The organism is Neobacillus endophyticus (genome assembly GCF_013248975.1).
GTDB classification, from domain to species: domain Bacteria; phylum Bacillota; class Bacilli; order Bacillales; family Cytobacillaceae; genus Neobacillus; species Neobacillus endophyticus.
Genome location: NZ_JABRWH010000001.1, coordinates 4,062,937 through 4,075,934, shown reverse-complemented (window position 1 = coordinate 4,075,934; position 12,998 = coordinate 4,062,937). Strand labels below are relative to the sequence as shown.

The 12,998-nt window shown below is 40.2% G+C and carries 9 protein-coding genes; 4 read left to right on the top strand and 5 right to left on the bottom strand.

Annotated features, from left to right (window positions below; genetic code table 11):
* Positions 1-31 precede the first annotated feature (31 nt).
* From adhE to HPT25_RS20025, 3 genes are all read left to right on the top strand, one after another.
* Entirely contained in the window at positions 32-2,635 is a 2,604-nt protein-coding gene (adhE, locus tag HPT25_RS20035) for a bifunctional acetaldehyde-CoA/alcohol dehydrogenase (RefSeq protein WP_173068286.1), read from the top strand.
* Positions 2,636-2,977: 342 nt separating this feature from the next.
* Entirely contained in the window at positions 2,978-3,457 is a 480-nt protein-coding gene (locus HPT25_RS20030) for a PaaI family thioesterase (protein ID WP_173068282.1), read from the top strand.
* Between the two features lie 228 nt (positions 3,458-3,685).
* The gene (locus HPT25_RS20025) at positions 3,686-4,273 is read left to right on the top strand and encodes a branched-chain amino acid aminotransferase (RefSeq protein ID WP_173068279.1); all 588 of its coding nucleotides are present in this window, start codon (positions 3,686-3,688) and stop codon (positions 4,271-4,273) included.
* A gap of 42 nt (positions 4,274-4,315) precedes the next feature.
* On the opposite strand, the gene HPT25_RS20020 is transcribed toward HPT25_RS20025, so the two are convergent.
* On the bottom strand, positions 4,316-5,362 hold the full coding sequence (locus tag HPT25_RS20020) for a metallophosphoesterase family protein (RefSeq protein WP_173068275.1): 1,047 nt from the start codon (positions 5,360-5,362) through the stop codon (positions 4,316-4,318).
* A 125-nt stretch (positions 5,363-5,487) separates the two neighbouring features.
* On the opposite strand from HPT25_RS20020, the gene HPT25_RS20015 reads away from it, so the two are divergent.
* A complete protein-coding gene (locus tag HPT25_RS20015; RefSeq protein WP_173068272.1) occupies positions 5,488-6,255 on the top strand; it encodes a cobalamin-binding protein in 768 nt (255 codons plus the stop codon).
* 140 nt (positions 6,256-6,395) lie between these two features.
* Here HPT25_RS20015 and narI read toward each other — a convergent pair whose 3' ends face one another.
* From narI to HPT25_RS19995, 4 genes are all read right to left on the bottom strand, one after another.
* Positions 6,396-7,079 (bottom strand): respiratory nitrate reductase subunit gamma, encoded by a 684-nt coding sequence (narI, locus tag HPT25_RS20010; protein WP_173068269.1) that lies wholly within the window; start codon positions 7,077-7,079, stop codon positions 6,396-6,398.
* Entirely contained in the window at positions 7,072-7,629 is a 558-nt protein-coding gene (gene narJ / locus HPT25_RS20005; RefSeq protein WP_173068266.1) for a nitrate reductase molybdenum cofactor assembly chaperone, read from the bottom strand. Before narJ ends, narI begins: the two co-directional genes overlap by 8 nt.
* 127 nt (positions 7,630-7,756) lie before the next feature.
* The gene (gene narH / locus HPT25_RS20000) at positions 7,757-9,223 is read right to left on the bottom strand and encodes a nitrate reductase subunit beta (RefSeq protein ID WP_173068263.1); all 1,467 of its coding nucleotides are present in this window, start codon (positions 9,221-9,223) and stop codon (positions 7,757-7,759) included.
* On the bottom strand, positions 9,213-12,893 hold the full coding sequence (locus HPT25_RS19995; RefSeq protein WP_173068258.1) for a nitrate reductase subunit alpha: 3,681 nt from the start codon (positions 12,891-12,893) through the stop codon (positions 9,213-9,215). The genes narH and HPT25_RS19995 overlap by 11 nt, the downstream gene beginning before the upstream one ends.
* Positions 12,894-12,998 lie beyond the last annotated feature (105 nt).

Genomic DNA, 12,998 nt, shown 5'->3' with positions numbered 1-12,998 from the left:
TGTTTCACAAAATTATTTGGAGGGATTCACGATGGCAGTTAAAGAAAAAGAAGTTAAACAACAGCAAAATGTTACTGAAATGATTGACAAATTGGTTGACAATGGTTTAAAAGCTTTAGATCAACTTCGTACTTTCGATCAGGACCTTGTTGATGAGATCGTGAAACAAATGGCCCTTGCTGGTCTTGACCAACATATGCAGCTAGCTAAACTGGCTGTGGAAGAAACAAAAAGGGGCGTATATGAAGATAAAATCATCAAAAATATGTTTGCTACAGAATACGTCTACCACAATATTAAATACAACAAAACAGCAGGCATTATCATTGAAAATGAGCAAGAAGGAATTATCGAGATTGCTGAACCAGTTGGCGTTATATGCGGTGTAACACCAGTAACTAACCCAACTTCAACAACCATGTTTAAATCATTAATTTCACTGAAAACAAGAAATCCAATCATCTTTGCTTTCCATCCATCTGCTCAAAAGTCAAGCAGTGAAGCAGCAAGAGTATTGAGAGATGCAGCAATTATAGCTGGTGCTCCTGAAAATTGTATTCAATGGATTGAAACACCATCAGTTGAAGCTACACAAACATTAATGAGCCATCCAAAAATCTCGCTAATTCTTGCAACCGGCGGACCGGGAATGGTGAAATCTGCTTATAGTTCTGGACATCCAGCACTTGGCGTTGGAGCGGGTAACGTACCTTGCTATATTGAAAAAACTGCTAACATTAAGCAAGCAGTGAACGATTTAATTTTATCTAAAACATTTGATAATGGAATGATTTGTGCATCAGAACAAGCCGTTATTATCGATAAAGAAATTTATAACGATGTTAAACAAGAAATGATCACTAATAAATGCTATTTCTTGAATGAAGAAGAAAAACAAAAAGTTGAAAAACTAGTCATTAACGAAAATACTTGTGCTGTAAATCCAAATATTGTGGGTATGGCTGCATTCAAAATTGCTGAAATGGCAGGGGTTGCCGTTCCTGAAGGGACTAAAATTTTAGTGGCCGAATTAAAAGGTGTAGGACCTGCTTATCCGCTATCAAGAGAAAAATTAAGCCCTGTATTGGCTTGCTACAAAGTTTCCAATGTGGATGAAGGCTTCAAGAGAGCAGAAGAAATGTTGGAATTTGGCGGATTAGGTCACTCAGCTGTCATCCATACAACTGACGATGCGGTGACAAGAGAATTTGGTTTACGCGTAAAAGCAGGCCGGATTATCGTGAATGCTCCTTCATCTCAAGGGGCAATCGGTGATATCTATAATGCATATATTCCATCATTGACACTTGGATGCGGTACTTATGGCGGAAACTCTGTATCAACAAACGTTGGAGCTGCTAATCTAATAAACGTGAAAAAGGTTGCGAGAAGAAACGTGAATATGCAATGGTTTAAAGTACCTTCAAAAATTTATTTTGAGAAAAACTCAACTCAATATTTAGCGAAAATGCCGAAAATTTCAAGAGCCTTCATCGTAACTGATCCTTTCATGGTGAAATTAGGTTATGTTGATAAAGTGTTATATTACTTAAGAAAACGTCCAGATTATGTACACTGTGAAATTTTCTCTGAGGTTGAACCAGATCCATCTATTGAAACTGTCATGAAAGGTGCAGAAATGATGGAGAAATTCCAGCCAGATGTTATCATTGCTTTGGGTGGCGGTTCTGCAATGGATGCTGCTAAAGGAATGTGGTTATTCTACGAATATCCAGAAGCTGATTTCTTCGGTTTGAAGCAGAAGTTCCTAGATATCCGCAAACGGATTGTAAAATATCCAAACTTAGGTCAAAGAGCACAATTCGTTGCGATCCCTACTACATCTGGAACTGGTTCTGAAGTTACATCATTCTCTGTTATCACTGATAAAGCAGCGAATGTTAAATATCCGCTTGCTGATTACGAATTAACACCAGATGTAGCAATTGTCGATCCACAGTTTGTTATGTCTGTTCCAAAAACAGTGGCAGCTGATACAGGTTTGGATGTTTTGACACATGCAATTGAAGCGTATGTTTCTTGCATGGCTAATGATTTCACTGATGGTCTAGCAATGAGAGCCATTCAAATCGTGTTCGAATATCTGCCAAGATCATATAGAAACAGCAACGATGAAGAAGCGCGCGAAAAAATGCATAACGCATCAACCATTGCTGGTATGGCATTTGCGAATGCTTTCCTAGGTATTAACCATAGTCTTGCACATAAATTAGGAGCAGAATTCCATATTGCTCACGGCCGTGCCAATGCTGTCTTATTACCACATGTTATTCGCTATAATGCAACAAAACCAGAAAAATTCACTGCATTTCCTAAATATAAACACTTTATTGCAGATAAACGTTATGCTGAAATTGCTAGAACACTCGGTCTTCCTGCAAGAACAACAGAAGAAGGCGTTGAAAGCCTAGTACAAGCAATCATCAAATTAGCTAAAGAACTTGACGTTCCAATGAGCCTTGAAGCCAACCGTATTGATAAAGCAGCATTCGAAAGCAAAGTAGACTACTTGGCTGATCGTGCCTTCGAGGATCAATGTACAACAGCTAATCCAAAACTTCCGTTAGTAACAGAGTTAGCCGAAATTTACCGTCAAGCTTATAAAGGTGTTTAAAACATCATCACTTCAAGATGGGGTGTTGGGCATGGTGCCTGACACCCTTTTTTAGCCGATAGGAAAGTATTCCTTTCCTATCAGGAATAAGTGCATTAAGGAATGCTTCGTGCGAATTAACCTTGCAGTCGAAAAGATGTGCTTTTCGGCGAACTACGTCTCTGTCTTCACCCTAACGTGTTTGCCAGGCGACGAGTTTTCTTTAGATAAAGTTGACCAGTTAATTTTTTGAATGTTATGATTATACTTAAAGGATTGCGAGCGCTTTCAGTTCTTAGTCACTCATCATTCTTGTTATACATAAAAGGTGAGGAAAAAGAGAGGATAGGAGGAAAAACGAAAATGGAAGAAAAAGTTGTTAATGCCATTCAGGATGATTATCCGAATGATTTTGCATGGTGCTACGGCTGCGGCAGATTGAATCAAGATGGCCACCATTTTAGAACGGGTTGGGATGGTGAGCAAACTGTAACGATTTATCAACCTAAACCGGAGCATTTGGCATTGCCTGGTTTTGTATATGGCGGATTAATCGCTTCTTTGATCGATTGCCATGGAACAGGTTCAGCAGCACTTGCCCTACATCGGAAAAATGGCCATGAGCCTGGGGATGGAGCAGAACCGCCAAGATTTGTGACTGCTTCACTGAATGTCAACTTTCTTAAACCAACACCGCATGGAATACCTTTAAAAGTAAGCGGAACGGTTCATGAAATCCATCCAAAAAAGTTTAGGGTGGAAGCGGAGGTTTTAGCCAATAATGAGCTATGTGCACGTGGTGAGGTTATTGCAGTGGTCATGCCTAATACATTTTTAAAATAAAAGAATCACATTGTTAAAAAAATGCAAATCCGCTCAGGATTGAAGAAAAAAGTGTTCCAATTTACAAACTGGAACACTTTTTATTTTTTATATTCATTCCAAATGGATAGAAACAAATGAGAGAAAATTCAAACAATATTACGTTTTTTAATGATGGTAAATTTCACTTGCTTTTTTCTTTAAAAAATACAATAGTATAGGATAAAGTGGTTTTAGGAGGATTTTTATATGTTAAAGGAACGCATTTTAGAATACATACATGATTATTCAGAACAAAATGGTGAAAACATCGCTCTTTTCCCAGAAGAAAAAGAATATGCCCAAAAGCATGAGCTGCTGGATGTTCCATTAGTGGATATGGAAGCGAATTTACGATTTTCGGATGCCTATATCGAAAGGTGTGATAAAGAAACCGAGAACATGATTCGCATCGAGTCTTCTGACTTTTTAACCCAGCCGCTCGTTTATTTACATAAGCGCCAAAATGAGTTTATATATATAGAGTCCAAATGGTTTGATATCGTTCAAGTAGAAGCCATCTCACTTGAACTGGATGATGTTTTTAAAACCTATGATGTGATGCTAGGTTTGAAGCTGCAAAAAAAGTTCTCCGCAAGTATTAGAGAATATTTGCAAAGCCATTTAAATGGAGAGAATGCTAATTTTGATTTAATATTCAGTAATGATGATGGCCTTTGGAACTTAAATTTTGCTCTAAATGATCTCAATGGATTTGATGAAAATATGACAATCGGAGAAGGCTACCAATTAATTTATCGTTTTCTATTTGAGATGATTGCGGAATTAGAAAAATAAACCCATACCAATATCAAAGCCTCCAACCAGCTATTCTTGCAGCTAGTTGGAGGCTTTGATAGGGATTGTAACGGTTCTGATCCAACTGCCTGTATTAAATTCTCTTTCCTTTAGTTCAATTTTATGATCATAAACATTGACCACCAGGCCTTGAGATTTATAATCATCGGCTCCGGTCTCGGGAGTGTAGGTATAGGCTACAGAGCTTGTATTGACCATCGTAATGCCATCTTGAATGATACTTCTTGGATCAATTAAAGGATAATGAGAATGCCCTGTAAAAAGAATGACTTGAGGGTATTTTTTCAATAGGGCCAATAGTTTTTGAGCTTGAAATACAGTGCCCCATTCACTGCCATAAACCGTACCTTTAATGGGCTGGTGTAAAAAGACAAAGATCGGCTTGCCATTTTCAGCACCGTCGGCAAGAGTCTGTTCCAGCCACCTTAATTGACGATCAGAAAGATAGGCGCCATCTGCTTCTTTTTTACTATAGTTAGCAGCTATTAATGTTGCAGCAGATTTTTCTCCGGCCATTGCGATAAAATGATAACCTTTGATCCATTGGTCATAATAAAGGCCTGGAACATTTTCCTTTATTAGAAAACGTTTTATTAAATGTTGATCTGTAACAGTTGAAACACTGCCTGGCTTTTTCTCCCTCCATTCATGATTTCCGATAACTAAAAATTTGCTGGCATTTTGGTTTAAATTTGCATGAAGAATGGTGTTGAAAAGATCATATTCTTCTGGCAGTCCGTTGTCAGTTAAGTCACCATTTACTGCAAGAACTTCATAATGAGGGGCAACTTTTTTTAAATCCTTTAGTGCGGCTTTCAATTTAGTTCCGTTCCATGAAATTGTTGATATATGCGTATCACTGATCACGGCAAACTGGAGCTTTGGTTCCGTTTGTAAAATGCTATTGTTCTGATTCTCCGATATTTGGTGGACTGTTTGAAGTGTTTGATTGCTTTGTTCGGCAACATGGGCCTCTTTGGACTGATTTACTTGAGCATGCTCAGACTGAAAAGGATGGTAACCGAAAAAATTCAATGACATAAATAGTGAAATGATGAATTTTACCATATTTTCTGCTCCGTTCATGTTTATTATTATGCGATTAAAATAATCAAATTATCTTAACTTTTTATTAAGATTAGGAAAAACAGGAAAAATTTTTTTAAAAATGAAAGATTAGGGAGGGGAAATACATGCGTATTGTTTCGATTTGTCCAAGCAATACAGAATTAATTGAATACTTGGGACTATCTGATTGGCTTGTTGGGGTTGATGATTATTCAGATTGGCCGGCTTCAACTGCGAATCTGCCAAAGCTGGGTCCGGATTTATCTATTAATATGGAGCTCGTAGAGGAGCTGCAACCTGACCTGGTCCTTGCTTCATTAAGTGTTCCGGGAATGGAGAAAAACGTAGAAGCATTAAAGGAACGAGGAATTCCGCATATTGTATTGAATCCGCAATCCCTGAGAGAAATTGAACAAGACCTTTTAATAACTGCAGAAGCATTGGGAGAAAAAAGACGGGGAATAGAAGCAGCAGAAAACTTTCGACAACGACTTGAAGAAGTTAAGCAACGATCAGAAAAAGCAACAAAACGTCCAAGGCTTTACTGGGAATGGTGGCCTAAACCCATTTTTACACCTGGAAAAGTGAACTGGCTGACCGAACTTTCTGAAGCAGCTGGGGCTGTAAATGTTTTCGGTGATGTTGAATTAGCAAGTATTCAAACGGAATGGAAAGACGTTCTAAATAGGAAACCGGATTTCATTTGTCTCGCCTGGGTTGGTGTTCGCAAAGAAAAGGTTCAAAAATCGGTCGTTAAAAAGCGGGAAGGGTTTGAACAACTAGGATTTACTAGTGACAATCAAATTCTTATTCTAGAGGAAGAATTATATTGCCGACCCTCACCGCGATTATTGGAAGGTTTAGAGAAACTATATTCTCTCATACATGAATGAGAATTTTCTTGTTCGGAGCCGTTCCGAAGTGGGTACCCAGCACCCAGCAGGAGCCACACAACGAAAAATGAAACATAGTGGAAGTTTAAGAGCGTCAATAAATTCAAAAAAGCACTTCAATCAAGAAGTGCTTTTCGCCTTTAAATATTTTTAGGGCTGCGTTTACGATAGATCACATAGCTGCGACTTAAGTAGCGAAGAGGTACGCTAAATACATGAACAAGACGAGTGAATGGCCATACAGCAAAAATGCCAAGGACAGCTAAAATATGAATTTTAAACCAAATCGGCACACTATTCATTGAAATGGCATTTGCCCGGAAAGTTAAAATCCCTCTTAACCAAGGCCCAATGGTTGTTCTGTAGTCAAACCCTTTAGGATCTACATTCAAGAATGTGGCAGAAATCCCTGTTAAAATAACGATTGTAAGCAATAAAAGGGAAATCCAGTCCCCAGTTGAACTAGTAGCAACAAGTCTGCGGACGCTGATTCGTCGATAGCAAAGAATGATAATGCCAATAGCTGCTGCGACTCCTGCAGGAATCCCTCCAATTAATGCGATTAAATGGTATTGATGCTCGGAAACTCCCATTGATTCATACAATTCAACCGGAATTAATAGCCCCATCACATGGCCGAAAAAAACAAAAATAATTCCCCAATGAAAAAGATTGCTGCCAACTCGGAGTAATTTTTTCTCTAACAATTCACTAGATTTGGATGTCCAGCCAAACTGGTCTCGCTGATATCTATATATATGACCGCCAATAAAAATGGTTAAGACGATATAGGGGAGAACTACCCATAAAAATTGGTCAAACATTTGTATCACTCCTTCGTACAGTTTTTTTGATGCCTGCTTCTTTTAGAGCTAATATGATCGATTTCATAATATGTCCATATAAATTTTGTTCAGGATGTAAATGATCAGCAATTTCTTTAATATTAGCAAAGTATCTTTCAAAAATAGGCTTCATGATTTCAACTTCAACTTGACCTGCAAATTCAAGCATGATTGGTAAATAATCCGGTAATTCTTTATCTGTTACCTCGAAACCGTATAATTGGTAATAGTTTTTCAAAAAGAGCAGGTCCATGCCGCGTTCACGTTGTTCACCGTTCGACATATACGTTATATATAAATTTGTTTTCTTTCCAAAATCAAATGTATGGATATAAGCTGCTACTAGTTCTTCAGGTTCCAGTGCCATCGCTTTTTTGAAAAACCATTTTAATTCATCCTTTGCAGAAGAGCGTGTCAGGAATTCCAGTTCATCTTCGGCCTCAGATAGGGAAGCAATAAAATCCTTGTCAGGGTAAGTTAATAAGTAAGAACACAGTTGAAAGATTTCCTGCACATTTGAATCATTCATGGATTTCACCTGCTTTCTCATTATATTTTTTAATGGCTGTTGCACCCCACTCCAATATCAATTTCGAGCCATTTTCTTAATAGGGGAGAGGGGCTTTGCGAATAACTCGCCTTCTCTAAACGTAGGATTATAATGTTCCGCAGGCACCTGGACCGCCGGCAAACGCAAGGCCGCAGCTTCCCTGTTCATTATAGAGATCCGCTACTTCTTCGCGGTGAGAAGCAGGAATCACGAAGCGGTCATTATATTTAGCAATGGCCAGGAGGCGGTACATGTCCTTCATATCCTGTTCTGTTAATCCTAATTTTTCGATTACTGCCGTATTCGTCTGCTTGTTCGTTTGTATACTTCTCATATAGGTCCTCATTGCCGCCATCTTTTTCAAAACGTTCCGGATATGGGATTGATCACCTGCAGTAAGAAGGTTAGCCAAGTATTCAATAGGAATCCGCATTTGCTCAATGGCAGGGAAAATATCCTCAGCACTTGAACTGCTTCCGACACCTTCAAACATATTCATGATCGGGCTTAAAGGTGGAATATACCAAACCATAGGCATTGTCCGATATTCCGGATGGAGCGGAAGGGCGATTTTCCAATCAATGATCATCTTATAGATTGGAGAAGTTTGTGCAGCTTCAATCCATTCCATTGGAATGCCTTCTTCACGTGCTTTCGCAATGATTTCAGGATCATGCGGATCAAGGAAAATTCCCAATTGTGCATGATAAAGATCTTTTTCTTCAGCCGTCGCGGCATCTTGGACTTTATCAGCATCATATAGCATGACACCAAGATAACGTATACGGCCGACACATGTTTCCGAGCATATCGTAGGAAGGCCTGCCTCAATTCTCGGAAAGCATAAGGTACATTTTTCCGCTTTATTTGTCTGCCAGTTAAAATAAACCTTCTTATATGGACAAGAGGATACACAATGTCTCCAACCGCGGCAGGCGTTTTGGTCAACTAAGACAATCCCATCTTCATCACGCTTATACATGGCACCAGAAGGACAGGCGCTAACACATGAAGGATTGACACAGTGTTCGCAAATTCTTGGCAGATACATCATGAAAACATCTTCAAATTCCGTACGAATTTGGTTTTCCATTTTTTCAACATTTGGGTCGCGGAGGCCGGTTACGTGACCTCCTGCGAGATCATCTTCCCAGTTAGGTCCCCAAAGTATCTCCATAAATTCACCAGTAAGAGCTGATTTAGGACGGGCAACTGGCTGGGTTTTTCGCTCTGGACTATTTGTTAATGTTTCATAATCATAATTCCAAGGCTCATAATAATCATCGATTTCCGGAAGATTCGGGTTGAAAAACAGGTTAAGCAAACGATTCGCTTTTGAACCGGATTTTAATTGAAGCTTGCCATTTTTTACTTCCCAGCCGCCTTTATACTGCTCCTGATCTTCCCAACGTTTTGGGTAACCGATGCCTGGCTTTGTTTCTACATTATTAAAGTACATATATTCCGCACCTGGACGATTTGTCCAGGTGTTTTTGCACGTCACACTGCATGTATGGCAGCCAATACATTTATCTAGATTCATGACCATTCCGATTTGTGCTTTAATCTTCAAGCCAATCAACCTCCTTAAGTTTACGGATGACAACATTTAAGTCACGTTGGTTTCCAGTTGGTCCGTAATAGTTAAAGCCATAACTCAGTTGTCCATAACCGCCAATCATATGTGTCGGCTTCACATGAATACGGGTTGGGCTGTTGTGAGTCCCGCCGCGGTTGTTTGTTAATTTGGTACCTGGCACATTAATATGCCGGTCTTGTGCATGGTGCATAAAGGCCATTCCTCTTGGAATCCGATGGGAGACAACTGCTCTGGCAACGACAACGCCATTTCGGTTAAAGCATTCAATCCAATCATTGTCCATAATTCCCACATCGGCTGCATCATCTTTATTCATCCATACAGTCGGTCCGCCGCGGAAAAGGGTAAGCATCGGCTGTGAATCAAAATACATGCTGTGAACGGACCATTTATTATGCGGTGTCAAATAATTTAAAACAATCTCTTTTCCTTCGACCTCTGGCCGATTTTTCCTAAATGGTTTATGGTTCAAAATCGGCTTAAAGGTTGCCATCGCTTCACCAAATTCCTGCATCATCTCGTGGTCAACATAGAAAGATTGTCTTCCCGTTACCGTTCTCCACGGAATCAGCCGCTCAACATTTGTTGTAAATGGTGAGTACCTGCGGCCGCCTTTTTCAGAGCCGCTGAAAGCAGGGGAGGTGATGACTGTTTTTGGCTGTGCTGTAATTTGCTCAAATGTAAAGCATTCCTCTTCACGTTCAGCAGCCAAGTCAACTAATTCAAGATCCGTTTTCTTCTCCAATGCTTCCCATGCCTTGACAGCCATTCGTCCATTAGATGTTGACGATAACGTTAAAATCGCATCGGAAACGCTTTTAGCTGTTTCAATTTTTGGACAGCCATCCCCAACGCCTCCGCAGACAGTACCTAACACTTTTTTCAATTTTTCATATTCATCTGCTGCTGACCAATTGATTCCTTTAATACCATAAGGTGCATTTTTTACATTAGGACCAAGGGAGGTCATTTTGGCAAAAATCAGTTTGTAATCTCGTTCGACCACATGAATTTGCGGCATTGTTTTCCCTGGGATTTGTTCGCATTCACCCTTGCTCCAATCCTTGATCTTCCCAAGCGGCTGAGCCAATTCTTGTGGTGTATCATGTAACAGTGGTGTTGCAACTATTTCTTTCATCGGCTCTATATTTAACGTTGCAGCCAGTTCGGAGACGGTTTTGGCTAATAGTTTAAAAATATCCCAATCAGAACGGGATTCCCAAGGAGATGAAATCGCCGGATTAAATGGATGGATAAATGGATGCATATCCGTACTGCTTAAATCATGCTTTTCATACCATGTGGCAGCAGGGAGAACGATATCAGAATAAAGCGCCGTGCCTGCCATACGGAAATCAAGATTAATCAACAAGTCTAGTTTTCCTTCTGGTGCATCGTCATGCCATTTCACTTCTTCCGGTCTTAAGGAGTCTCCATCATCATTCAGCAAGCCATTGGTTGTACCCAGCAGGTGCTTCAAGAAATATTCATGACCTTTTCCCGAACTGGAAATCAAATTAGAACGCCAGACAAATAGATTCCTAGGGAAATTAACTGGATTATCTGGATCTTCAATGGCAAATTGTAGTTTTCGATCTTTTAGCTTCTCAGCAACATATTTACCAACTTCTTCAGGATTGGTATAACCATTTTTTTCTGCTTCCTTATATAGTTCAATGCCGTTTTGGTTAAAGGTTGGATAGGATGGGAGCCAGCCTAGCCTTGCAGCCAATACATTGTAATCGGCATAATGGTCATAACGGGCCTTGTTGTAAAGCGGCGAAATATGTTCGCTAACCGGCTGCTCCTCGTATCGCCATTGGTCGGTTGTGAAATAGAAGAAGGAAGTACCGTTTTGTAATTTGGCAGGACCTGTCCAGTCTTTCGCGGTAGCAATCGTTTGCCAGCCTTCAGCAGGGCGAAGCTTTTCCTGACCGACATAGTGCGCCCAGCCGCCTCCGTTAACACCTTGTACACCGACAAATAGTACTAGATTTAACACGGCTCGGTAGATGGTATCGGCGTTAAACCAGTGATTAATTCCTGCTCCGACAATAATCATTGAACGCCCGTTTGTATCAAGAGCATTTTGAGCAAATTCACGGGCGATTTTTGTCACCAGCTCTTGTTTAACTCCAGTAATCCGTTCCTGCCATGCGGGTGTGAAGGGAATATCATTTCCAAGTGTTTTGGCTGCTTGCCCCCCTAAACCACGGTCAACACCATAGTTGGCCAATGTTAGATCGAATACTGTAGTGGTATAGATCACTTCACCATTTGCTTCCACTTTTTTAACAGGAACATTTCGATAAAGTATTTCATTGCCGCTTTGAGAGAAGTAAGGAATCTTAACGGTTCCAATTGCTTCTTCAATACCTTTGAATGACAATCTTGGATCGATCCTTTCTCCTGTTTCTTCATCGATCATTTTTAAATTCCATTTCGCTTTGTCTTCCCATCTGGAACCCATTGTCCCATTAGGAATAACCAGCTTGTCATTTAAATCGTTCCAAAGGACAGGTTTAAACTCGCCATTGCCGACATCTTTCCCAAGATCTGATGCATTCAGGAATCGATCTGGAATAAAGTGTTCACCGTCTTGTTTTAATGTAACGACAAATGGGAAGTCCGTATATTGCTTTGCATAACGAATGAAATATTCTTGCTGTTGATCTACATAAAATTCTTTTAAAATGACGTGACCCATTGCCATAGCCAGAGCACCGTCAGTACCTTGTTTTACCTTCAGCCAATCATCTGAGAATTTAGTGGACTCTGCATAGTCAGGGCTAACAGAAACCACTTTTGTACCGCGATATCTTACCTCTGCAAGGAAGTGAGCATCTGGTGTACGGGTTTGCGGCACGTTTGAACCCCATGTCAAAATGTAGCCTGAATTGTACCAATCACTGCTTTCCGGTACATCTGTCTGGTCACCCCAAATTTGTGGGGAAGCAGGAGGCAGGTCAGCATACCAATCGTAGAAACTCAGCATAGGTCCGCCCATCAGTGACATAAATCGGGAACCTGAAGCATAGCTGACCATTGACATGGCTGGAATGGGTGAAAATCCAGCATTTCGGTCAGGGCCATATTTGATCACAGTGTAAAGAAGGGAAGAAGAGATTAGCTTAAGAACCTCCGGCCATTCAGCCCGTACTAAACCGCCTTTACCACGTGCCTGTTTGTAAGCTTTTGCTTTCTCAGGATTTTCCACAATACTTTTCCATGCATCCAAAGGATTCGCATTCTCCATTAAGGCTTCACGCCACATGTTCAATAAAATGCCGCGTACATATGGATACTTCACACGAAGCGGACTGTAAATATACCATGAAAAACTTGCGCCTCGAGGACAGCCGCGCGGTTCAAAGTCCGGCATATCAGGGCCTGTTGAAGGGTAGTCTGTCTGCTGACCTTCCCATGTCACGATGCCATCCTTCACAAATATGTTCCAGCTGCATGAACCTGTACAGTTGACTCCGTGGGTGGAGCGAACTACCTTATCATGCTGCCATCTTCCGCGATATGCGCGTTCCCAATCACGGTTTTCATAAGTGGTTTGACTGTGGTTATTGGATTGTTTTTCAATTGGAGTTAAATATCTTAAGCGATTGATTAGTGGTGATCGCTTCTTCTTCATATTTCTTTCGCCCCTTTTATACCATGGATTTTAATTAGCGGATTAAAGCGTTGAAGCAAATGTTAACAATTTAGTAATTTTTTCATCATTACTTTAGCAATATAG